Raw genomic sequence first — 23,593 nt, 5'->3', positions numbered from 1 at the left:
AATGGAATCGACCCTAATTTTATCTTGCAATAAAAAGGTTTATCGGACAGCAATATAATAAAATAATAAAAAAAGAATTTGAGCGAAGCTAATGACAGACGATATAAGTATTAAGATGACTACTTAGAATGAAATAAACCAATAAAATTATGAACAGAAGAATTAGCTTTTTCGCTGCCCTCTCCCTCTCTTTTTTCGAGAACCTGGCAGCACAGAATCTGCCTCAATTAGGCAAAGCAAGTATAGACGAAGTCATATCAGCCATGACTTTTGACGAGAAAGTGAGCCTGCTTGTCGGTGCAAGAGACGATGATAACCCCGAAGTACCCGACACGGTAACCGCCGTAGTGGGGTCTACACAGAAACTAGTTCCCGGAGCAGCCGGAACAACGCACGCTATTCCCCGGCTGGGTATCCCGGCTATCGTGGTAGCCGACGGTCCCGCCGGATTGCGCATCGATGCCCACCGGAAAGGAACCGACAGTACTTTCTATTGTACCCACTTCCCGATTGCCACTGCACTCGCATCCACATGGAATATACCATTAGTGGAAAAAGTCGGTCACGCCATCGGTAACGAAGCACGTGAATATGGAGTAGACCTTCTCCTGGCCCCCGCCACCAACATCATGCGGAATCCACTCTGCGGACGTAATTTTGAATATTACTCCGAAGACCCGTGGGTATCGGGAAAAACTGCGGCAGCCATGATTCGTGGCATACAACAGAACGGCGTAGGTACTTCTCTTAAACATTTTGCCCTTAATAACCAGGAGACGAACCGGGTAGAAAACAATGTATTGGTTTCTCCGCAAACTATGCATGAACTGTATCTCAAGCCTTTTGATATAGCCGTCCGCGAAGCGAAACCTTGGACTATAATGAGCTCGTACAACCGTATTAACGGTACGTATGCTTCGGAGAATTCTCTATTGCTCGACACCATTCTGCGCCAACAATGGGGATTTCGGGGAACTGTAATGACCGACTGGTTCGGTGGGAGTAATCCCGTCCTGCAAATGCAGGCAGGAAACGACCTGCTGATGCCGGGCACACAAAAACAACAAAACTCTATCAAAGTAGGTGCCCGTAAAGGCGAGATTTCTATCTCCGTACTCAACCGGAACGTAAAGAACCTTCTTGAACTCATCTCCCGTTCCTTACGTTTCAAGAAACTATCATACAGCAATGCCCCCGCTCTCGAAGCGCATGCACATATCAGCCGCACCGCCGCTACTGAAGGTATGGTATTATTAAAAAATGAGAACCATGCTCTCCCCATAGATATCTCCCATATCCGGAAAGTGGCAGCTTTCGGCATCACTTCTTATGACTTTATAGCCGGTGGAACCGGTAGTGGCGACGTGAACCGCGCCTATACCATCTCTCTCACCGAAGGGCTTACCAATGCCGGATTACAACTGGACAGCACACTGATACAACAATATCGCAACTACATAGCCATCGAATCTACCAAACTCCCGCCTGCCGAATTCGGAAAGCCTGTACAACGCATCGCAGAAATGCCGGTATCCGACACCGTGATTCAGCAGCAGGCTGCGGAACAGGACATAGCTATCATCACCTTAGGACGTATCTCCGGAGAATTTGCCGACCGTTCGCTAAAAAACGACTTCTATCTTTCCGATACCGAACATGAATTAGTGGAAAATGTTTGTATCGCTTTCCATGCACAGGGCAAGCAAGTAGTTGTCATCCTCAACACCTGTGGCGTAGTGGAAACTGTTTCATGGAAAAACCAACCGGACGCCATTCTCGTCTCCTGGCTTGCCGGACAAGAAGGTGGAAATGCCGTAGCCGATATTCTGACGGGAACAGCATCTCCCTCAGGCAAACTGACTATGACCTTCCCTATCAAATACGAAGACGTCCCTTCCGCACCCAACTTTCCCATTGCGGGAAGCACGGCAAGCACCGACTCCACCCGTTACGAAGAAGGGCTCTTTGTAGGTTATCGCTATTATGATACCTTTCACAAGCCTGTCTCTTATCCATTCGGTTACGGATTATCGTACACTCAATTTACATATAGCAATCTGGACGTCGTCAACGAAGGAGGCAATATCCGCCTTTCCTGTCTCATCACCAACGCAGGCGATAAAGAAGGAAAAGAAGTAGCGCAAATCTATGTCTCCGCACCGAATAACGGACAAAAACGTCCATTGAAAGAACTAAAGACATTTGCCAAAACCAAGCTTCTGCAACCGGGAGAGACAGAAAAAGTAACCTTTATTCTCACGAAATCCGACTTAGCGCAATATGACGAAAATACCGGCAAATGGAAAATACCGGAAGGCACTTTCCGACTGTTCGTCAATTCTTCTTCCGCCGACTGCAAACTGGAAGGAAAATATATACAAACATATGGCATTTATTTATGAGTGCCGTATATATATTTCCTTTTCGCAAACGCCAATTCTCATTTCTTCCCCGCCCGGTATTCCTGCGGAGAGACTCCGGCATGACGCCTAAAATAACGGGCAAAAAAAGAAGAATTAGGAAAGTTCATCCGTTCCGAAAGTTCAGTTACCGTCAACGTTGTCGATTTCAATAAGGTCTTGGCTTCACGAACTGTGAAGTCTGCAATCCAATAAGCGGGAGTATGTCCTGTGACTTGCTGTATCACTCTTGCCAGATATTTAGGAGTGATACAAAGACAATCGGCATAGAACGCTACATCCCGGCGGGAAGAAAAATACTCATGTAAAAGGCGGAAGAAATTCTCTGTCAATTCTTCCCGATGTGTAGCGGTCGCCTTCATCGGATGATTGGCATAAATCGCACTAACTTCGGCAGTAAAAACATATATCAAAGCACAAAGTATTTCCTTATAAGATGGATGATTCACTAAATGATAATGATGCAGAATTGCAGTGTGTCCTTCTGCCAGGTGTCTCCTTTCTTCAGCAGAAAGAAGGATAAAGGGAGTTTGCTCCATCTTTTCCGTTATCAAGGCAGGTAGCAGATAAGGAAAATCGGTCATTGCGTCGAACGGAAAAGCGATAGTAAGACATCCATAATCGGAAGATTGCGATACAGTGTACAATAAATGAGACGGTAACAGGGTCAATAGCCCACCCGGCAACAAGGTATAGGAGCAACCGTCAACTTCTACTATCGCTTGTCCGGAGACGGTCAAAATAAAAACAAGCCCTTTCACTGTGTTACGTTGAGGCGCATCCATAGACAGGAAGTGCAATAAAGCGCCCGGCTGTTCAGAAATATAGAAGGTAGTTATCATCGACAAACCGTTTTTCTTGATTTCACAGGCAAATGTAGCGTTTTGTTTTCGAATGTCCACGCGAACCGACAACCTATCTTCGCACATATACTCCATTGCACAAAAATGAAACTTTCGTGCAAAAAGGCTACACTCTATTCAATATTTATTTATCTTTGCCACCGAAATGGTTCGGAATCCGTAGCCAACGGACGACGATTAATAGGGAATCGGGTGCAAATCCCGAACAGTCCCGCTGCTGTGAAACTCTGTTCAATGTCTTATTAATGAACTAATTTGACGCCACTGATGTTTTTTTATCGGGAAGGCAAATAAGACAAGAGTCAGTCAGAAGACCTGCCACTTCGCGTAAAACGTTCTTCCGCCTCGTGGATTAGGAGAAAGAACATCGTTTGTTAAGCCCCAAATCAATAAAATACTGTGTTTTCACCGGGTGGAATATGTCCGCAAGGTGGAAAGGCATAAAATAAGTATGTACTTAATTTAAAAAAGTATGATAAAAAGAATCTTAGTAGCCAATCGCGGTGAGATAGCCGTGAGGGTGATGCGCTCCTGCCGGGAGATGGAAATAACGAGTATCGCGATATTTTCCGAGGCAGACCGGACTGCAAAGCATGTGCTCTACGCAGACGAAGCATATTGTGTAGGTCCCGCCGCATCTAAAGAGAGTTATCTGAATATAGAAAAAATTATCGAAGTGGCGAAAGCGAACCATGCAGACGCCATTCATCCGGGATATGGATTCCTGTCCGAGAATGCTAATTTTGCACGGCGCTGTCAGGAAGAAGGCATTATCTTTATCGGACCCGATCCGGAGACAATGGAAGCAATGGGCGACAAAATTTCCGCCCGTATCAGGATGATTGAAGCCGGAGTACCCGTTGTGCCCGGGACACAAGAAAACCTAAAAAGTGTGGAAGAAGCCGTGGAGCTTTGCAATAAAATCGGTTATCCGGTGATGCTGAAAGCTTCTATGGGTGGCGGTGGAAAAGGGATGCGCCTTATCCACAGCGCGGAAGAAGTGGAAGAAGCCTACACAACTGCCAAAAGTGAATCACTCTCTTCTTTTGGCGACGACACGGTTTATCTGGAGAAGTTTGTGGAAGAGCCTCATCACATCGAATTCCAGATTTTGGGTGACAAGCACGGCAACGTAATTCATCTTTGCGAACGCGAATGTTCCGTACAACGCCGTAATCAGAAGATTGTGGAAGAAACACCTTCGGTTTTCGTCACTCCGGAATTGCGGAAAGATATGGGGGAAAAAGCCGTGGCAGCCGCCAAAGCAGTAAACTATATCGGAGCGGGAACCATCGAATTTCTTGTTGACAAACACCGCAATTATTACTTCCTTGAAATGAATACCCGCCTGCAAGTAGAGCACCCGATTACCGAAGAAGTAGTAGGTGTAGACCTTGTGAAAGAGCAAATCAAAGTTGCCGACGGACAGATGCTTCAACTGAAACAGGAAGATATCAAACAGCGCGGACACGCTATCGAATGTCGTATCTGTGCCGAAGATACGGAAATGAATTTCATGCCAAGTCCCGGAATCATTAAGCAGATTACAGAGCCGAACGGCATCGGAGTGCGTATTGACAGCTATGTATACGAGGGATACGAGATTCCTATCTATTATGACCCGATGATTGGCAAACTGATTGTATGGGCTACCAATCGCGAATATGCTATCGAACGGATGCGTCGCGTGCTCCATGAATACAAGCTGACCGGAGTCAAGAATAATATCAGTTACTTGCGCGCTATCATGGATACGCCCGACTTTGTGGAAGGTCATTACGATACCGGATTCATCACCAAGAACGGTGAACACCTGCACCAATGCATTATGCGCACCAGCGAACGTGCCGAGAATATTGCACTGATTGCCGCCTACATGGACTATCTGATGAATCTTGAAGAGAACAGCGGTGACACTACCGACAACCGTCCTATCAGCAAATGGAAAGAATTCGGATTGCATAAAGGCGTACTTCGTATCTAAATTTAAAAAGCAGTTAATTATGGAAATTCATATAGGTGACCGAGTGGCCGAAGTGGAACTGGTCAGCAAGGAAGATAACAAAGTGATACTTACCATTGACGGAAAACCGTTTGAAGCGGACGTGGTAATGGCGGAAAACGGAACCTGCAACATCCTTATGGACGGTCGCAGTGCAAACGCGCAGCTCATCCGCAAGGAAAACGGGAAAAGCTATAAAGTGAACACGCATTACAGCAGTTTCAATGTCGAAATCGTAGACAGTCAGGCGAAATACCTGCGTATGCGCAAGAAAGGCGAAAACGAACAGAACGACCGCATCACTTCCCCCATGCCGGGGAAAGTAGTAAAAATCCCCGTTACGGCAGGACAGGAAGTGAAAGCAGGAGACACTGCTATCGTTATCGAAGCCATGAAGATGCAGAGCAACTATAAAGTGACTTCGGATTGCCGCATCAAAGAAATTCTGGTTCAGGAAGGTGATAACATCACCGGTGACCAGACATTAATAACATTAGAACCGATTGCATAAACTAAAAAAGAATTGCATCATGGAAGAAATAAACAAAGCATATACCACGTTCCAGGAACGTGACCGCATCGCTTCCCTCGGGGGTGGCGCAGAAAAAATAGAAAAGCAACACGAAAGCGGCAAGATGACTGCCCGCGAACGTATCGAGATGTTGCTCGACAAAGGAACATTTGTCGAATTGGATAAGCTGATGGTTCACCGTTGCACCAACTACGGCATGGACAAGAACAAAATTCCGGGAGACGGCATCGTATCCGGTTACGGAAAGATTGACGGTCGCCAGGTTTTCGTTTACGCCTATGACTTCACCGTTTACGGTGGTTCGCTTTCCGCATCCAACGCGAAGAAGATTGTAAAGGTACAGCAACTGGCTTTAAAGAACGGTGCTCCGATTATCGCATTGAACGATTCAGGCGGCGCACGTATTCAGGAAGGTATCGAAAGCCTTTCGGGATATGCGGATATTTTCTATCAGAACACAATGGCAAGCGGTGTGATTCCACAAATCTCCGCTATTCTCGGTCCTTGTGCCGGCGGTGCCTGCTACTCCCCCGCCCTCACCGACTTTATCTTTATGGTAAAAGAAAAGAGCCACATGTTTGTGACGGGGCCCGATGTAGTGAAGACCGTTATCCATGAGGAAGTCAGCAAGGAAGAGCTGGGTGGCGCCATGACTCACAGCAGCAAAAGCGGAGTGACTCATTTTATGTGCAACACCGAAGAAGAACTGTTGATGAGTATCCGCGAACTGCTTTCGTTCCTGCCGCAGAACAATATGGACGAGACTAAAAAGCAGAACTGTACAGATGAAACCAACCGTGAAGACGCTACTCTGGACACTATCGTCCCGGCAGACCCGAATGTTCCTTATGACATGAAAGATATCATCGAACGGGTGGTAGACAATGGCTATTTCTTCGAAGTTATGCCGAATTTTGCAAAAAACATCCTCATCGGTTTCGCACGTCTGGCAGGTCGTTCGGTAGGTATCATCGCCAATCAGCCCGCTTATCTTGCCGGAGTGCTTGATATTGACGCCAGTGACAAGGCAAGCCGTTTTATCCGCTTCTGTGACTGTTTCAACATTCCGTTGATTACATTCGAAGATGTTCCGGGATTCCTTCCGGGATACACGCAAGAAAACAACGGTATCATCCGCCACGGTGCAAAAATCGTTTACGCATTTGCAGAAGCTACCGTTCCCAAGTTGACCGTTATCACCCGTAAGGCTTACGGTGGTGCTTATATCGTAATGAACTCCAAGCAGACCGGTGCCGACGTAAACTTCGCTTATCCAAGCGCGGAAATCGCAGTAATGGGTGCGGACGGTGCAATCAATATCCTGTTCCGCAAAGCCGATGAAGAAACGAAAGCGAAAGAACTGGAAGCCTACAAGGAAAAGTTTGCCACCCCGTACCAGGCTGCCGAACTGGGATTCATCGATGAAATCATCTATCCGAGACAAACCCGCAAACGTCTGATTCAGGCATTGGAAATGACGGAAAACAAGATGCAGACGAATCCGCCCAAGAAGCATGGAAATATGCCCTTATAACAACTAGATAGGTACTTGTCAAAGTACCACCACCCAAAACGGACTTACACTGATTCTGAGGATTATTATTCAAAGAATCGACGTAAGCCCGTTTTTTATTTCTGAAATTCGTTCTGCGATATTATATCAAACAATGAATGCGTTACATTAAACACAATATGTTACATTAAATAAGGAGCAAGATACTTCACCAGGAAATAACCGCCTACCACCAGCCAGATATAAAGAAGAAGTGCCAGTACAAAAGGTTTTGCCCCCGCCTTTCTGAATTTATCAATACTCGTTTCCGTACCAAGTGCAGTCATTGCCATTGTCAGCAGGAAAGTATCCAAGGTATTGATTCCCGCAACCAACTGCGCAGGCAGCAAATCAAAAGAATTAAAAGCGATAACTCCCATAAAACCGATTGCAAACCAGGGAATGGCAATCTTCTGAAATTTCTGTCCTTTCTGTGCCTGTCTCTTTCTCGCTCTTGCCACCATGTAAGTAGTAATCAGAAGCACGGGAACCAGCATCATCACCCGAATCATCTTCACGATAATCGCCGAATCCGAAATACCGTTTCCCATAGCGTCACCCGCTCCCACCACATGAGCTACTTCGTGGAGCGTGGCACCTGTATAGATTCCCATCTGGTCGGGAGTCAACGCACAAATTCCATTCCGATAGAGGAAAGGATATAAAAACATGGAGATAGTTCCGAAGATTACTACGGTAGAAACGGCCACTGCCGTCTTATAAGGTTTTGCCTTAATAGTAGACTCCGCACCGAGAATGGCGGCAGCCCCACAGATACCGCTTCCAATAGAAGTAAGCAATGCAATGCCCTTATCCATTTTCAATAACTTACCAAGATAAATACCGCCACAAATAGTCACCACCACAATAATAACATCAATCAACAGAGCAGGCAATCCGATAGCCAGCACATCCTGAAAAGTCAGTCTGAAACCATACAGGATAATACCAATACGCAGAATTTTTTTCGAGCAGAACTGTATACCCGGTACCCAAGTCTCGGGAAGATTATTCCGCAAGCTGTTAGCATAAAGCATACCCAAAATGATACCTACAATCATCGGACTGAAAGAGAGACTTCTCACGAAAGACATCTCACCAATGTAAAACGCCGCACAAGAGAACAGTGCTATCAACAAGACACCGTGCAACATGCTGCTTCTTTTTTCGTTGAACATAAATTACTAGATTTTAGTGATACTGAATTTATAACTCTGCAAAGAAAACCATTTTTCACAAAAATGGTTCACAGTATTTTATTATGCCGGATAATCTCCGGTTATACTTATCTGCAATAAAAAACGGCACCTCGATTCACATCGCAGCACCGTCACAACACAAACACAAAATAAAACACGACAAAACTACTATGCAATCTTCCTGTTATGCCGGGGAGGCATATCTTGCTCACCTATCTATATTCGCATACCCATAAGAAGCTTTATCAGGCGATTTGCATAATTAAAAACATACTCATTTGGATTTTTGTTCACGGAAGCTCAAAAAAAATGAGACAGAAACTGGGTTTTAACAAAAAAACGGTAACCATACCTCTTTTTTTATTCGGACAAACCAGCATGGCATCAAACAGTTATCAGCTCTTCTTATTCTCTTCCTTAAATCGGGTAGGTGTCATTCCTTTGATTTGTTTAAAGGAAGTGCTAAAATATCGAGGATAAGAGAAACCTACTTCATAAGATATTTCATTAATATTCATGCTAGTATTTGTAAGCAGAAAAACAGATCTCTCGATACGTAACCGGTTAATATAATCATTAACTCCCAAACCAGTCAGCGACTTCACCTTATTATATAGAGAAGCTCTGCTCATAGCCATCTTGTCCGTCAGGAATTTAATAGAAAGTTCTCCACCCGCCATATTCTCATTGATAAGCGTATTGAGCTTATTGATGAATTCCTCATCCTCCTTGTTGTTTTTCTGTTGAGTTTGCTGCTCTGTTTCCACCATCCGGTCATCATCCACTTCCTTTGACTGAATATCGGACAAAAAGATTTCTGCAAAGTTATCTTCTTCGCCCTGCTGTTTTTCTCCTTTACCGCTAAGCATATCGTTTAATACAGCTTGCAAGAAATGGTTCACACTACCTTTCATATTACGTTCTTTCCGACGGTAATGAATATAACCTATACTTGCAGTCATAAGGATAAACAGAACAGCGACCACACAAATAAACCAAACAGTTTTATACCAAGGGGGAGTGACAACAATACGTATCAGTTCCTTGGATGGGGTTCGGTTCCCACTTTTTGTATTACACGAAACTCGTATTGAATAATCTCCTGCCGACAAGGAAGATAAATTCAAAACCGGCTCATAACTTTCAACCACCTGTGTACCTCTGCCTTCAATAGTATATTGCAACATGTATTTCTGAAACACATCCCTGTTCTTTATCCGGAAGTGAACAGAAAGTGAATTATAATTCCAAGGTATCTTTATGGTGTTTTCTTTTACCTTCTTCAAAAAAGGACTACCATTAAAGAGGATTTCGGACAGATATATTTCCGGTATTTGAGTTTCGGTATATGGAATATCCGTATTAATCTTAACTAGTCCTTCTGAACCTCCTAAATAGATATAATCCCTGTTAGATTGCTTTTGGTATGCAAACAAAATTTCGTTAGGGGGAAAACCGTCTGAACTGTTCCAAAGGATAAACCTATTCTCTTTAATGATATAAGAATACAAATGATTCTGGGCACAAATCCATAGACGCCCCTTCCCGTCAGCAATAAGAAAGGAAATGCCATTGAAAAGCCTGGTACGGATACGATGATACATTTTGCTCTCCAAGTCAAAAAATCCAAGTCCTTTGTTAGTACTGGTCCATATCATACGATTGTTGTCGTAGGACATGGAAGTAATAAATTCATCTTTTTCCAACTCAAACAACAGTCGGATACTATCATTTTTCTGATCGACCCAAAAAGCCTGATGAGCACACTTTAACAGAGAAAAACTATCATTGGAATATGATAGACAAAGTGCATCATTGGAAAAGTCATAATCACGATCTGTTCGCATCCTTGAGAATGTACGGTCATTAGTGTGATATACATAAGCGCCATAACTGATGATATATATCTTGTCGTCCGAGACCTGATTGGCCAAAGGAAGATACCCATAAAAACATTCTTTATTATTAGTTTCTTCATCAACGATAATGAAAGGACGATACTTATGTGTTTTTTTATTGAACAGAAAAATACCTTTAGTATATAAAGACACCATCAGTTCAGTCTCAGACACTTCAGCAATAGAAACAACTTTATCACCGTAGGTAGAGGGGAAATGGGTAAATTTGTCTGTAAACGGGTCATATAAATTAATACCTCCTCCATCCGTTCCAATCCATACTTTACCGTCCCTTTCTTCATAAAGGCTGATAACAGATTTCTCGCTAAGTCCGTTAGTATTGTTCAAGATTGCGTCTTTATAAGTCTTTATATACGTTTCCTTAATACTGAATATCCCTCCACGCACACTTCCCGCCCATAAATTTTCTTTCATGTCTTTGTACAGCAAAGTAATAGAATTGACCGGCAAGGAAGAATAATCCCCCACTATGTGTTGCAATTGTGAAAACTGCAAGGTTCGAGGAGTGAATAAATTGATTCCACTTCCGTCGGTTGCCAGCCATATGTTGCCATTATATTCTGCAATATCCAACACATAATTGTTTTTTAACCCGGAGTTTTCCTTTGTGTAATGTTTCAGCATTTTCCCTGTCCGGTCATAACAGTAAAATCCATCTCCATAAAAAGCGGTGTAAATGTGCCGGTCTGCTGTTACGTATAACGATGTCAATAGATTCAGACTGCTTGAAATCAAAAGGGTAAATTGCCCGATGCGACAGTCATATAAATAGATTCCCTTCTTCCGAGTGCCTATCAGAATCTTGCCATCTTCGAAATAAAGCATCTTCTGAATCCTGTAATCGACCGGATTAATATCTTTGCCTTCTTCTTTTTCTATATGAATCGTTTTTAATCTCTTGCTTATATAATCATAGCAATGAATGGTATTCTCACTACCAAACCATATTCCACCTTCGACTTCCACAGATGAATAAATAATGGAGGCGTTAACAGTATTAAACCGGTCTTGTTCATCATCATACAGAGCTAGTCCCTTTGAAGTCGATATCCAGAAATTCCCTAAAGAATCCTCTGCCAGATGATTGATATAGTTACTCGGGAGAGAATGAGGATCACCCGAGTGATGCAAGTAAGTTTTTATCCCTTCCTGGGTATAGCTATTCAATCCGCTTTTGGTACCTACCCACAGAGTACCTTTATGGTCCAGCAAGATAGATTGAGCAGTAGTTTGAGAAAGACCTTGTTCAATGGAGAGTTGAGTAAATGAATAATTAACAGTGTGTTCAGAAGAAAATAATTTTACCTCTGCCAACAGAAATAATAGTATGATTAAGGCACGATACATTGTAATTTCATTTTCTGCAAAAATACTTTTTTTTCTTATCATTAAAAATCTGTACCTCATTTTTTCATCAAGTATTCATAAAAAAAGAGAAGATTTTCCCACAAAAAACACTGAAATCTTCTCAATTAGACAAGATTTGACTCAAATTATACGATTTCTGAGTCATTTAAAAAAGAAAAAAAATACGTTTGCGTGTTAATTATTTAAAGTAAATTCTGTGAACCAAAATTAAAGCGTATGAAAAAGGTTATACTTTTATTGTTATCAGTATGTAGTATATTTGCTTGTACTCATACTCCTAGATGGGAATTAGTGTGGGAAGACAACTTTGATGGTACAGAGCCCGACACTACTGTATGGAGCCGCATATCTCGCGGCAAACCGGATTGGCAAAATACCCAGTCGTTTGATGACCGCTGTTATGAAATGCGTGACGGTCTTCTTATCTTAAAAGGCATTATCAATGACAACACAAAGGCAGATACTGCCAAATACCTGACCGGAGGATTATGGACCAAAGACAAACGTGCTTTCCACGGAGGACGTATCGAAGTACGTGCCAGACTACACGGAGCAAAGGGAGCATGGCCTGCTATATGGACATTGCCTTATGAAACAGACAAATACTCATGGCCTATGGGAGGAGAAGTGGACATTATGGAACGTCTGAACCATGACTCTATTGTCTACCAAACTGTACACTCGCACTATACCTATACACTAGGAATAGAAAATAACCCGAAACACGGAAGTACTATATCCATCAATCCCGAAGACTTCAATGTATATGGGGTGGATTTTTGGCCGGACAGTCTGGTGTTCCATGTCAACGGAAAGCGCAACTTTGTTTATCCCCGGATTGAAACCGAACAAGAAGGACAATTTCCTTTCAATATTCCTCAATATCTATTAATTGACATGCAGCTAGGAGGCACGTGGGTTGGTACGGTAGATCCAGCCGACTTGCCCGTAGAGATGGAAGTGGACTGGGTGCGCCATTATCAATGGAAATAAACACACACTGATATCTTTTAGTTATGAAAACATCAGTATTAAACAATAAAGAACCTATTAACTTAGTTAAATTTAAAATTATGAATGGACAAAAGCGAAATTTATTCCGTATGTTTTTAGCAGGCGTCCTCATGCTGTTATCTTTTACAGCATATGCACAGGAACGCACAGTGACAGGTAAGGTGTACGATGCAGCAGGCGAACCTATCATAGGAGCCAGCGTAGTGATTCAAGGTACAACACAAGGAACTATAACCGATATAGACGGTGCTTTTCAGTTGAAAGTACAACCTTCACAAACGTTGGTTGTTAGTTTTTTGGGATATAAAGATGTAATCCTCCCCGTAGGAAACAAAAACGATTTTAAGGTAACTCTGGAGGAAGACTCCAAAAAACTTGACGAAGTGGTTGTGGTGGGATATGCTACCCAAAAGAAAGTGAATCTTACCGGTTCTGTAGCTTCAGTATCCTCCAAAGACATTCAGGATATTCCAGTGGCTAACACAGCTACTTTGCTGCAAGGCCGTTTGCCAGGATTAGTACTGACTCAGAACGGCGCACAAGCCGGTAATGACAATCCGGAAATAAGGATTCGTGGTATTGGTACTTTTGGCAACAACAATCCGATGGTATTAATTGACGGCGTAGAGGGCAGCCTTTCACAAATATCCGAAATCCCCTCTGCGGATATCGACAATATCTCCGTATTGAAAGATGCAGCATCCGCGGCCATCTACGGTGTGCGTGCTGCCAATGGTGTGATATTGATTACCACCAAGCGCGGACAAGCTTCCAGCAGAGTAAAAGTATCCTACTCGGGAAGCTATACATTACAGACCCCAGGTATCGTTCCTGACTATATAGACAGTTATAACTGGGCTTTAATGAGAAACGAAGTAAACCCTGATACTTTCTCACCGGAAGCTCTACAAAGACTGAAAGACGGTTCGGATCCCGACCATTATGCAAACACCAATTGGCTGGACGCTGTATTGCGCAATGCCAGCATGCACCAACACCATTTATCAGTGTCGGGAGGTAGTGAAAACACGCACTTCATGACCTCAGTAGCATACTCCAACCAAGAGGGTATCATGATGAAAACAGGAGTAGAACGTTTCTCTTTCCGTTCAAACCTTGACACTCGCTACAAACGTTTCACATTCGGGCTGAACTTGTCCGGTAACAAAAACAACGTAACAGCTCCTGCTGTTGCACCTTCGGGTGAAGGCGGTATCATGCGTTTTGTCTCCTGGTTCACTCGTCCTACCGTGCCAGTAATGTACTCCAACGGACATTATGGCTATGTAGACGGTTCGTCAATGAGTGCTGAAATGGTGAAAAACCCCGTAGAGTTGATGTCCTTGGGACATCGCAGCAACGAATATTGGCGTTTCAACGGTAAGGCATTTGCCGGTATTGAACTGTGGGACGGATTGAAGTTCCAGACAAGTCTTGCTTATGCTTTCGACCTGAATGCGACTAAGTCTTACACCCCCAAATCTCCTGCCCGCTATGATGCGGATGGAAACATCGTAAAAGCGGCAGGAGAAACTAATAAGGAAGAGGATTATTGGTACCGTAACGCAACATGGACAAACGAAAACTTGCTGACTTATAACAAGCAATTCAACAAACACAACATCAATGTATTGTTGGGACATTCGGTCATCGGTTCACGTTTTTACAAAACAACGGCCTCCATACAGGGTTTCCCAACCGAGAATATTTATGAGCTCAAAGGAGGTACAATCAATCCGGGAGCAACAGGAGAATCCGAAGAATATAAGCTTCAATCATTCTTCGGCCGTGTAAATTACAGTTATGATGACCGATATTTATTCGAATTCAATATCCGTCATGACGGTTCCTCACGTATGCCTAAAGCCAATCGTTATGCCACATTCCCTTCATTGTCTGCTGGATGGGTATTCTCGAACGAAGGGTTTATGAAGGACTATAGAAACTTCTCCCTCGGAAAGTTGCGTCTGTCATGGGGTAAATTAGGAAATCAGGAAATCGGCAACTACGCTTATGCGGCTACTTTGGGTGCAAGCGGAAACTACTTTTTCGACCAAAGTAAAGACAAGCAGGCGGGTATGGTACAGACATCCGTTCCCAATGAAAACATTAAATGGGAAACAACCCGTTCTGTAAACGTCGCTCTCGACCTTGGATTCTTCAACAACAGGATACAGACCACCTTCGAGTGGTTTGACAAAAAAACTTCCGATATTTTGATGCAGTTGGCTATGCCCGGCATTTTCCTGGGTTCTCTCTCCGCTCCTTATCAGAATGTGGGTGCAGTCCGTAACCGTGGTTGGGAATGGACTGTAAATTACTCCGACAGCAAAGGTGACTGGGCTTGGAATGTCGGTTTCAACCTGTCACACGTAAAGAATGAAATCCTTGAAATGGGGGAATTGGAAGAAAAAATTGACGGCAATACAATCAACCGTATCGGCAACCCTATCGGCGCTTATTTCGGATATAAGGCAATAGGCATCTATCGTACGGAAGCCGACTTGCAACGTACCAATTCGAAGGGTGAAGTTATCAAACAAAACGGTGTGGCTCCCAAATTAGGCGATATCATGTATGCCGACTTGGATGACAACGGTAACATTACTCCTGAAGATCGCGACATTATAGGTAATCCGTTCCCTAAATATTCTTATAGTTTCAATCTAGGTGCATCTTGGAAAAACTTCGACTTGTCTACTTTCTGGCAAGGAGTGGGAGGTATCTACCGCTACAGTTGGGAGACTTCTACCGACATTCGGGGTAACCTTACCAACCGTTGGGTGAACCGTTATTCGGCTGACAACATCAACGCTCCCATGCCTGCATTAGGAAACACCATGAACGATTCTTATTCTTCATTCTGGCTTGAAAAATCGAATTACCTGCGTCTGAAGAATCTGGAATTCGGCTATACTTTCCGCCAGACCGAACTTGCCAAAGTCGGTATTTCCAGCATCCGAGTTTACTTTGCCGGAAGCAACCTGTTGACATTCACACCTTTGAAGAACTGGGACCCGGAAAAGTCATCGGGTGATACAAGAAATGACGTACATCCCAATATGCGTACTTATTCATTTGGATTAAACATTCAATTCTAATTACAAGGAGGACAAATATTATGATTAAGAATACAAAAAATATATGCAGAGTTTTACTATTATCCGGAATGTTATTATCTGCCAGCGCATGTTCGGACAGTTTTCTACAGACAGATTCTCCGAACCAGCCTTCCCAAACGACCTATTGGCAAACCGAATCGGATGCATTGATGGCACTGACCGCTTGCTATGACGCCATGCAGAGCCAGAACTTATATGATGACAATATTGACGGCTGGAAATTCGGATTCCTAGGACGCGAAACCAGCACAGACAATGGCGATCACACATGGGGCAACTGGATGTTGGGCAGTTCCATTTCACAATGCACTTCAGCTACCACCGATGAGTGTTTCTCAATGTACTGGAACGCTAATTATGAAGTTATCAAACGATGCAATATGTTAGTGGAAAACGTAGAACGCATACCAATGGAACAGGAAAAGATAGAAGCATACAAAGCGGAAGCAATAGCATTGCGCGCCCTGATGTATTGCAATCTGACTTCCGTTTTCCGCGATGTACCCTATCTGACAAAACCTCTCACTCTGGCAGAATCCCAAGCAGCCAAGACAGAACGCAGCCAGATTATCCCTTCCTTACTGGAAGATTTGAAAACATGGATTCCCAAGCTCCCCGTGATAGGAAAAGCGCAGACAGGACGTCTGACTCAAGAAGCGGCTTATGCCATTATGGGACGAATAGCCCTCTTCAATCAGCATTGGGACGAGGCTATAAATGCCTACAAGAACGTAGTTGGCAAAGTACAACTTTTCAAAGCGGGCGACGGCAGCGACCCGGCAGCTAACTTTGCAGATTTATTCAAGGAAGCCAATGAAACAGCCGGGGAAGTGTTACTGAGTGTTCACTACAAAGGTCCGGGATTGGGTGAAGGCAATTGTTTTGGAGTTTGCTGGTCTGCTCCGATGAATGCCATCGAAGGTTCGATGAATTTATGCGATGATTTTTATTGCACGGACGGATTGCCAATTGACAAATCTCCTTTATTTAGGGGTAGTCTTGACAAAGGAGCGCATACCAAAGAGAATCCGGATATGGGACGTTATGAGAATCGCGACCCTCGTCTGAAAGCAACATTGATGCTACCGGGTATGGAATGGAACGGAAAGTTGTACACTAATAACTTACCGGCCAGCTCTACATGTTGTATTCGCAAATGGTTTACTCCCGAAAATACAGCAAACGAATATGACGGTAGCCTTGATTTCTATGTCATCCGTTATGCAGAGGTGTTATTGTCGCTCTCTGAAGCTATGATTGAAAAAGGCGGTTACTCCCAAGCGGAAGTTACCCGATATATCAATGAAGTCCGTGACCGCGTAGGCATGCCTGCCGTGGAAGAAGTAGAAGGAATCAATCTGAAACAAGAAGAGCTACGCTCCATTGTACGCCATGAGCGCCGTGTGGAACTTGCCTTTGAAGATTTACGTTTTGCCGACCTTTATCGCTGGAAAGATTTTGAGAATGCTCAGAAACGTATGCAGGAAGACAAGTCATTCTATGGCTTCGGAGTAGTCGAACGCGGTAATCTGCGTGGAGCACAGGATTTGGTATGGCCTATCCCACAAAGCGAGATTGACACAAACCCGATGTTAGAACAGCACAGTGAATGGAAATAATACTGCCTGATTATTGCAGTATATAAACAAAGAGTAAGCATGAAGCCGGAATAAATTGTGGCTTCGTGCTTACTCTTTGTTTATATACTGCGCAGACATTTACTTGTTTCAAAAATGTCTTTCTGTCATACAAAAAAACGGTACCTCGATTCACATCGCAGCACCGTCACAACACAAACACAAAATAAAACACGACAAAACTACTATGCAATCTTCCTGTTATGCCGGGGAGGCATATTCGCTGACTTGTATATATTCGCATACCAACAAGCAACTATCAGGCGATTTGCATATATAAAACATTCCATTTTCGTTTTTGTTCATGAAAAAGATGTCTTATACTTATTTTTTCTCCTTGTAATCTTTCAGAAAACCTTCCATCAGCCATTTAGCCAATGCCTGCCGATTGGAATTTATCACCAACCGGCGCTGGTCGAAGGTGTTTTGTATATTACCCAGTTCCACAAAAACGGAAGCGGGAGTAGTATGTGAAAGCACATACAGATTGCGTTCGTTCACTGTCCCGGAAAATCCCCGGTTCGGCTGATGTTTTCCGTATTTTGATTCAAATGTGTCTTTCATATTATTCGCCAGACGTTTACTTTCCGCTTTCTTGTTCGAATGATAGAAAAAGACATCTGTCTGTTTTCCTTTGCTACGGCTGTCTATATGGATAAAGATTGCCCGGCAGTAGGAGTAATTCTTACGGTCTTTCTGGTAAAGGGTATTTATCTTATTGCAACGTTGCTGAAGGCGCTGTACCTGATTTAACGGAATCGGATCGCCCATGCAAGTCTCCCGTTTGCTGTTCGACAGATATGAATCATCACGGATACCGTCTTTAGCATCTTGAATGATAATACGGACTTCCGCTCCTTCCTGCATCAGGTTACGCGCCAGACGAAGGGCGATGTCATAAGCATATTCGTCTTCGTGAAGTTCGTGCTTCCCCACGCGTCCGATAGCTCCGGGGTCGGGTCCGCCATGTCCGCTGACGACATAAAAGCAAGCACCTGCAAGACGGTTGGAAGTGACTTTGACATTTGCCAGTTCCTTTCCGAACAGGGGTTCGTTAATAGTAGTTCCTATTTTCGTCGTTTTGGCTTTCGAGGATTTCTGTTGGATTCCTGCACCTTTAGCGGTTGTATTTTTAGCCTCTGTATTTCCGGTGGAAGTTCCCGACGATTTCTTTACCGGTGGAATGACGTAGGTAACACCCACTTTTAAGACATTATTCTTTCCCAGTTTCTGCTTGTTCAGTTCGATAAAGTCATCATAATATTTCTTCGGAGAACGGTTGTGTCTCAACAGGAAAGAAGAGATACCTTCTCCCGACTTCGGAGTAGCCTTCTGCTGCGCCCAAAGTGGCGTACCCGAAAAAAGAAAAATTAAGAATAAAAGAATATAGAGTTTATTTTTCATATCTACACAATTATCTCCTTCACGTGAGTATCATTTCACTCATAAACAGGGCAAAAATACAATTATTTTCCCTACTTTTGCGCCATTAAAACATTTTTTGAAATAAATCATTAAAACCCGATAACATTATGGCAAAACAATTCAAGCCCGAAACCCTGTGCGTACAGGCAGGGTGGACGCCTAAAAAGGGCGAACCACGCGTATTGCCCATCTATCAAAGTACAACTTTCAAATACGATACCAGCGAGCAAATGGCACGTCTTTTCGATTTGGAAGACAGCGGTTACTTCTATACCCGCCTGCAAAACCCTACGAATGACGCTGTTGCCGCCAAAATTGCCGCTCTCGAAGGTGGTGTAGCCGCCATGCTGACTTCCAGCGGTCAGGCTGCCAACTTCTATGCTATCTTTAATATCTGCCAGGCAGGTGACCATTTCGTTTGCTCTTCCGCTATCTACGGTGGTACTTTCAACCTGTTCGGCGTAACTATGAAGAAACTTGGCATTGACGTCACTTTCGTCAGCCCGGATGCCAGCGAAGAAGAAATCTCCGCAGCTTTCCAGCCTAATACAAAGGCATTGTTCGGTGAAACAATATCCAATCCTTCTCTCGAAGTGCTGGACATTGAAAAATTTGCCCGTATTGCACACAGTCACGGTGTTCCTTTGATTGTTGACAATACTTTCCCGACTCCGATTAACTGCCGCCCGTTCGAATGGGGAGCAGATATCGTTGTTCACTCCACTACCAAATATATGGACGGACACGCTACCAGCGTAGGCGGCTGTATCGTAGATAGCGGCAACTTCGACTGGGATGCTCATGCCGATAAATTTCCCGGACTTTGCACACCGGACGAGTCTTATCACGGACTGACTTATACAAAAGCATTCGGCAAAGGTGCTTATATCACTAAGGCTACTGCACAATTAATGCGTGACCTCGGCAGTATCCAAAGCCCGCAAAACGCTTTCTTACTGAACCTGGGACTTGAAACGCTTCACTTACGTATGCCTCAGCATTGCAGTAACGCACAGAAAGTAGCCGAATATCTGTCCAAGAACGAGAAGGTAGCCTGGGTAAACTACTGCGGACTGCCGGATAATAAATATTACGCTTTAGCACAGAAATATATGCCGAACGGTTCCTGCGGAGTTATCTCTTTCGGTCTGAAAGGCGGACGCGATGTATCTATCAAATTTATGGATTCATTGGATTTCATCGCTATCGTTACTCATGTAGCGGATGCACGTAGTTGTGTGCTTCACCCGGCAAGCCATACGCACCGTCAGTTGTCGGACGAACAGCTTATGGAAGCAGGAGTACGCCCGGACTTGATTCGTTTGTCGGTAGGTATCGAAAATGCGGATGATATTATCGCAGATATCGAACAGGCACTGAATGCATAAAGACTGATTATTAAAGTATTACATCATACAAAAAGAGACGGAACTCAATATGCATTTGAGTTCAGTCTCTTTTTGTATGATGACAAAGCGACGGAAATACGTATCCGCGCTTTGCAATGATTCTATAATTCTGCTGGTCTGATTCCGGAAGAACTCGCCAACACTACATAAAGCACTTTTACGTCCTCTTCTTCCGGTAAGGAGACTCCATCCCAATAGCGAGAATCCGTAACCTGTTCCATCCAATAATATCTTGTGGGTCCTATATCCCTAGTAGAAGGCTGACGAACAAATGAAGGCTCAAAATAGAATTTATGTAATAATTTATCAGCACCATTCTGATGCTGATAGAAAGAGAAAGCCAACTCTGGTTTGCCAGTTTCCAATTCCTCATCAAGGCTTACTTCATAAGTACCTTCAACACGTATTCTCCCATCAATATCCTTCAATTTAAAACTCCCCTTGCCCTCTTGCAGGAAACTATTCACATCATCCGGTTGCATGATACAGACATCCTGTTCCTTCAAAAATGAATATGATTCCAACATTACCTCATTCAACAACTTCAATAGTTCTTTATTTTCCTCCGCTCCTGATGTCAAAAGCTCATTACCCACACTTATAGCAAAACCTGACCAGTTCATTCCACAGTAGAAAGTCGCCACTCCATATGAAACCGTAACAGGCAGAACAACACTGTTCCCTTTCTTATCACTGACAGTAACAGTGGCCTTTCCTTTTTTACCATGTGAATTTATCAATAATCGGTCATTGCTGACAGTTGCCGTCACAATAGTTTCATCCGAACTCTGTGCAGAGTAACCGCCTTTTCCATTAGCAATTCCAATATCTTCCGTTCCCCGTCCGTTGAGATACAAAGTTGTAGAAGAAATCGTGTTCGTACAAGTTCCCGGTTCATTGATAAGTTGTGAACCGCTGAATAAAATAATCTCTGCATCATCCTGACAAGCAGACATACAGAATGTCATAACAGACAAAAGAAAGAAGCCCAGTAAAGTTTTTGTTTTCATGTTTTCAGTTATAAGTTTGTCTTTTTTATATTGTTTTGCAAAGATATTAAAGTATTATGTAAAAAAGAATCCTTTATTAAGGAAATACATAATAAAAAAGGTGCGCCTTCGATAACTCTCAGACGCACCTCCACACTTCATACACAAACATTAAATTTATCAGGCTCCAGGTGCTCGTCTATATAGCGGATGCCCTCTACCTTAAAAAGCCCCCGCAAAAGCGTATAGTTCAGCATCCGTTGTACTAGATACGGAGTACCTTGCAGACAACTCTGATAGATTACCTCCTGCAAATCAGGCGCAAAACGATCCGGGTCGACTCCCGGAAGCAAATAACCGCAAATCTTGCAGTGCGTCAGTACATCAATAAGCTGCTGTAACCAGAAAGCCTCTTCCCGCTCAAAAGAAGAACGGTATTCTGTATCTGCGGCAATATCCAGCAGTAAGGTTTTACCCAGCGAATGCAGCAGAGTAAGGTATCCGTTCACTGTTATGAAAAGTAAGTCCATACACGAACTGTCCATTCGTACCTGCTTTTGTTGCACATGACTTCTTATCTCATTGGCAAAATCTGAAAGACAAATACGAAACAGACAAGTCTTGCTGGGGAAGAGTTTGTAAAGCGTGCGCTTCGACATCTTCATCCCCTTGGCTATATCATCCATAGTCAGTCCGCCGGCACCGTGCAGGTACATTTCCCGCTTGGTGTAGTCGAGTATCCTACCTCGCAGTGCTTCAGGATTCATACATACCTCCTTACATTCTGCCGCCGCCCAGAGCCTGATACAGAGTAATCACGCCCTGGATTTCGGTGAAGCGGTTCGCCACTTGTGAAAGTTGCGCACTCAACAGCGTTTGCTGTGCTGTCAATACTTCCAGATAGGTAGTGCTGCCATGCTTCATCAAAAGACTGGTGCTCCGGGCAGCCGTTTGCAGAGAAGTAACCTGCTTGTCATAGTAAGCAGCTTTCTCACGGGCAGTCTGATACTGTACCAATGCTTCATTTACTTCCACGCCTGCATTCAGCAATGTCTGTTCAAAGCTGAGACGGGCTTCTTCCTGTTGCGCTTTCGCTATTTTCAACTGGGCGATGTTAATACCTTTATTAAACAAAGGTTGCGTCAGGGAAGCTATCGCAGAAGCGACAAACTTGCCCGGGTTGATAATCATGCTTCCGGCACTGTTAGTCCAACCGGCACTACCACTCAACGTAATGGAAGGATAGAAAGCGGCACGGGCTGCATTCGTCGTATAGAACGCCTGCGCCAAAGAGAACTCTGCACTACGCACGTCAGGACGGTTGGAAAGCATCTGCAAAGGAATACCTACGGAAAAATTCTCCGGCAATTGCTGATTAGCCAGTTTTCCCCGTTGTATTTCGTGGGGAGTTTCCGCCAATAACAGAGCCAGTGAGTTCTGCGCCTGATTCACTTGTTCTTTCAGACTGAGAACCGTCGTACATATATTATAATAGGTAGCCTCGGTCTGCGCCAGCCCGGCTTCGTTCATCATACCGGCGTTCTTCATGGCACGGGCGGTTTTCACGCTCTCTTTCCAGGCAGCTTCGGTAGCCACGGAAATCTCGTATTGGGAATCGAGCATCAACAATGTATAATAGGTATTCGCTACGGCAGCTACCAACTGCGTTTTCACGGCTTGTTCATACTCCTTGCTCTGTTCGTAAGCTGCTTTCGCACGACGTTTGGCAGTGGTCACCTTTCCGAAGATATCCAGTTCCCAAGAAGCGGTCACCGGCAACGAATAGGTCTGCGCAGCCTTGCCACGGTCGAAGCTGCTTACAGCTCCTTCCGGTGCGAGAAACAGGGAAGGGAGATAAGACAGTTTGGACGTCATCAGAGCGGCTTCCGACTCTTTGACACGCAAATGCGCCGTCTGCATATCCGTATTCCGTACCAGAGCCGAATCAATCAGGTTCTGCAAGTACGGGTCGGTGAACACTTCCCGCCAGGAAAGGTTACCGAAGTTTGCCGTATCGGTGGCAGCGAGGGATTCGCTGCCGTAAAGTCCTTCGGGGACTTCCGATACCGGTTTGTATTTATTGTAGATACCGCAACTGCTCAATACAAGCGTTGCTGCGGATAAGATTATTATTTTTCTCAT

General features: G+C 43.9%; 15 protein-coding genes and 1 riboswitch. Of the genes, 8 read left to right on the top strand and 7 right to left on the bottom strand.

From position 1 onward, the window contains the following. Positions 1–149 precede the first annotated feature (149 nt). On the top strand, positions 150–2,402 hold the full coding sequence (locus tag RDN93_RS05065) for a glycoside hydrolase family 3 C-terminal domain-containing protein (protein ID WP_308744488.1): 2,253 nt from the start codon (positions 150–152) through the stop codon (positions 2,400–2,402). A 38-nt stretch (positions 2,403–2,440) separates the two neighbouring features. Here the strand turns inward: RDN93_RS05065 and RDN93_RS05060 are convergent, their stop codons facing one another. Then, complete coding sequence (locus RDN93_RS05060; protein WP_308744487.1) at positions 2,441–3,262, bottom strand: helix-turn-helix domain-containing protein; 822 nt, start codon at positions 3,260–3,262, stop codon at positions 2,441–2,443. Positions 3,263–3,412: 150 nt separating this feature from the next. Continuing rightward, positions 3,413–3,621, top strand: a riboswitch (cobalamin riboswitch). Positions 3,622–3,755: 134 nt separating this feature from the next. Here RDN93_RS05060 and accC point away from each other — a divergent pair. Genes accC through RDN93_RS05045 form a run of 3 tightly spaced genes read left to right on the top strand, consistent with a single transcriptional unit; the run spans position 3,756 to position 7,351 of the window. Further along, entirely contained in the window at positions 3,756–5,267 is a 1,512-nt protein-coding gene (gene accC, locus RDN93_RS05055) for an acetyl-CoA carboxylase biotin carboxylase subunit (RefSeq protein ID WP_308744486.1), read from the top strand. 19 nt (positions 5,268–5,286) lie between these two features. After that, positions 5,287–5,796, top strand: a complete 510-nt coding sequence (locus tag RDN93_RS05050; protein ID WP_308744485.1) for an acetyl-CoA carboxylase biotin carboxyl carrier protein subunit — start codon at positions 5,287–5,289, stop codon at positions 5,794–5,796. Positions 5,797–5,815: 19 nt separating this feature from the next. Continuing rightward, positions 5,816–7,351 carry an acyl-CoA carboxylase subunit beta gene (locus RDN93_RS05045; RefSeq protein ID WP_308744484.1) on the top strand — a complete coding sequence of 512 codons (1,536 nt, stop codon included), beginning with the start codon at positions 5,816–5,818 and terminating at the stop codon, positions 7,349–7,351. A 161-nt stretch (positions 7,352–7,512) separates the two neighbouring features. Here RDN93_RS05045 and RDN93_RS05040 read toward each other — a convergent pair whose 3' ends face one another. Further along, a complete protein-coding gene (locus tag RDN93_RS05040) occupies positions 7,513–8,547 on the bottom strand; it encodes a YeiH family protein (protein ID WP_308744482.1) in 1,035 nt (344 codons plus the stop codon). 416 nt (positions 8,548–8,963) lie between these two features. Further along, on the bottom strand, positions 8,964–11,834 hold the full coding sequence (locus tag RDN93_RS05035; protein ID WP_308744481.1) for a two-component regulator propeller domain-containing protein: 2,871 nt from the start codon (positions 11,832–11,834) through the stop codon (positions 8,964–8,966). Between the two features lie 237 nt (positions 11,835–12,071). Between RDN93_RS05035 and RDN93_RS05030 the strand changes: the two genes are divergently transcribed. From RDN93_RS05030 to RDN93_RS05020, 3 genes are all read left to right on the top strand, one after another. Then, on the top strand, positions 12,072–12,848 hold the full coding sequence (locus RDN93_RS05030) for a glycoside hydrolase family 16 protein (RefSeq protein ID WP_308744480.1): 777 nt from the start codon (positions 12,072–12,074) through the stop codon (positions 12,846–12,848). Between the two features lie 80 nt (positions 12,849–12,928). Beyond that, positions 12,929–15,970 carry a TonB-dependent receptor gene (locus RDN93_RS05025; protein WP_308744479.1) on the top strand — a complete coding sequence of 1,014 codons (3,042 nt, stop codon included), beginning with the start codon at positions 12,929–12,931 and terminating at the stop codon, positions 15,968–15,970. Positions 15,971–15,990: 20 nt separating this feature from the next. Beyond that, positions 15,991–17,610 (top strand): RagB/SusD family nutrient uptake outer membrane protein, encoded by a 1,620-nt coding sequence (locus RDN93_RS05020; RefSeq protein ID WP_308744478.1) that lies wholly within the window; start codon positions 15,991–15,993, stop codon positions 17,608–17,610. A 342-nt stretch (positions 17,611–17,952) separates the two neighbouring features. Here the strand turns inward: RDN93_RS05020 and RDN93_RS05015 are convergent, their stop codons facing one another. Continuing rightward, entirely contained in the window at positions 17,953–19,032 is a 1,080-nt protein-coding gene (locus RDN93_RS05015; protein ID WP_308744477.1) for an N-acetylmuramoyl-L-alanine amidase, read from the bottom strand. Between the two features lie 128 nt (positions 19,033–19,160). On the opposite strand from RDN93_RS05015, the gene RDN93_RS05010 reads away from it, so the two are divergent. After that, positions 19,161–20,441, top strand: coding sequence for an O-acetylhomoserine aminocarboxypropyltransferase/cysteine synthase (locus RDN93_RS05010; protein ID WP_308744476.1), 1,281 nt, complete (start codon positions 19,161–19,163; stop codon positions 20,439–20,441). 122 nt (positions 20,442–20,563) lie between these two features. Here RDN93_RS05010 and RDN93_RS05005 read toward each other — a convergent pair whose 3' ends face one another. From RDN93_RS05005 to RDN93_RS04995, 3 genes are all read right to left on the bottom strand, one after another. Continuing rightward, positions 20,564–21,472, bottom strand: a complete 909-nt coding sequence (locus RDN93_RS05005; RefSeq protein WP_308744475.1) for a hypothetical protein — start codon at positions 21,470–21,472, stop codon at positions 20,564–20,566. Positions 21,473–21,609: 137 nt separating this feature from the next. After that, positions 21,610–22,218, bottom strand: coding sequence for a TetR/AcrR family transcriptional regulator (locus tag RDN93_RS05000; protein WP_308744474.1), 609 nt, complete (start codon positions 22,216–22,218; stop codon positions 21,610–21,612). A 10-nt stretch (positions 22,219–22,228) separates the two neighbouring features. Beyond that, positions 22,229–23,593, bottom strand: a complete 1,365-nt coding sequence (locus tag RDN93_RS04995; protein ID WP_308744473.1) for a TolC family protein — start codon at positions 23,591–23,593, stop codon at positions 22,229–22,231.

The sequence above is a fragment of the uncultured Bacteroides sp. genome (assembly GCF_902491285.1).
GTDB lineage: Bacteria > Bacteroidota > Bacteroidia > Bacteroidales > Bacteroidaceae > Bacteroides.
This window is presented reverse-complemented; position numbering and strand designations above follow the sequence as displayed.

Bases quoted from the DNA above. Each gene is read 5' to 3' on its own strand.
- RDN93_RS05035 (WP_308744481.1), bottom strand. From the start codon at position 11,834: ATGTATCGTGCCTTAATCATACTATTATTTCTGTTGGCAGAGGTAAAA.
- RDN93_RS05050 (WP_308744485.1), top strand. From the start codon at position 5,287: ATGGAAATTCATATAGGTGACCGAGTGGCCGAAGTGGAACTGGTCAGC.
- RDN93_RS05010 (WP_308744476.1), top strand. From the start codon at position 19,161: ATGGCAAAACAATTCAAGCCCGAAACCCTGTGCGTACAGGCAGGGTGG.
- RDN93_RS05005 (WP_308744475.1), bottom strand. From the start codon at position 21,472: ATGAAAACAAAAACTTTACTGGGCTTCTTTCTTTTGTCTGTTATGACA.
- RDN93_RS05015 (WP_308744477.1), bottom strand. From the start codon at position 19,032: ATGAAAAATAAACTCTATATTCTTTTATTCTTAATTTTTCTTTTTTCG.
- accC (WP_308744486.1), top strand. From the start codon at position 3,756: ATGATAAAAAGAATCTTAGTAGCCAATCGCGGTGAGATAGCCGTGAGG.
- RDN93_RS05045 (WP_308744484.1), top strand. From the start codon at position 5,816: ATGGAAGAAATAAACAAAGCATATACCACGTTCCAGGAACGTGACCGC.
- RDN93_RS05040 (WP_308744482.1), bottom strand. From the start codon at position 8,547: ATGTTCAACGAAAAAAGAAGCAGCATGTTGCACGGTGTCTTGTTGATA.
- RDN93_RS04995 (WP_308744473.1), bottom strand. From the start codon at position 23,593: ATGAGAAAAATAATAATCTTATCCGCAGCAACGCTTGTATTGAGCAGT.
- RDN93_RS05060 (WP_308744487.1), bottom strand. From the start codon at position 3,262: ATGATAACTACCTTCTATATTTCTGAACAGCCGGGCGCTTTATTGCAC.
- RDN93_RS05030 (WP_308744480.1), top strand. From the start codon at position 12,072: ATGAAAAAGGTTATACTTTTATTGTTATCAGTATGTAGTATATTTGCT.
- RDN93_RS05025 (WP_308744479.1), top strand. From the start codon at position 12,929: ATGAATGGACAAAAGCGAAATTTATTCCGTATGTTTTTAGCAGGCGTC.
- RDN93_RS05065 (WP_308744488.1), top strand. From the start codon at position 150: ATGAACAGAAGAATTAGCTTTTTCGCTGCCCTCTCCCTCTCTTTTTTC.
- RDN93_RS05020 (WP_308744478.1), top strand. From the start codon at position 15,991: ATGATTAAGAATACAAAAAATATATGCAGAGTTTTACTATTATCCGGA.
- RDN93_RS05000 (WP_308744474.1), bottom strand. From the start codon at position 22,218: ATGAATCCTGAAGCACTGCGAGGTAGGATACTCGACTACACCAAGCGG.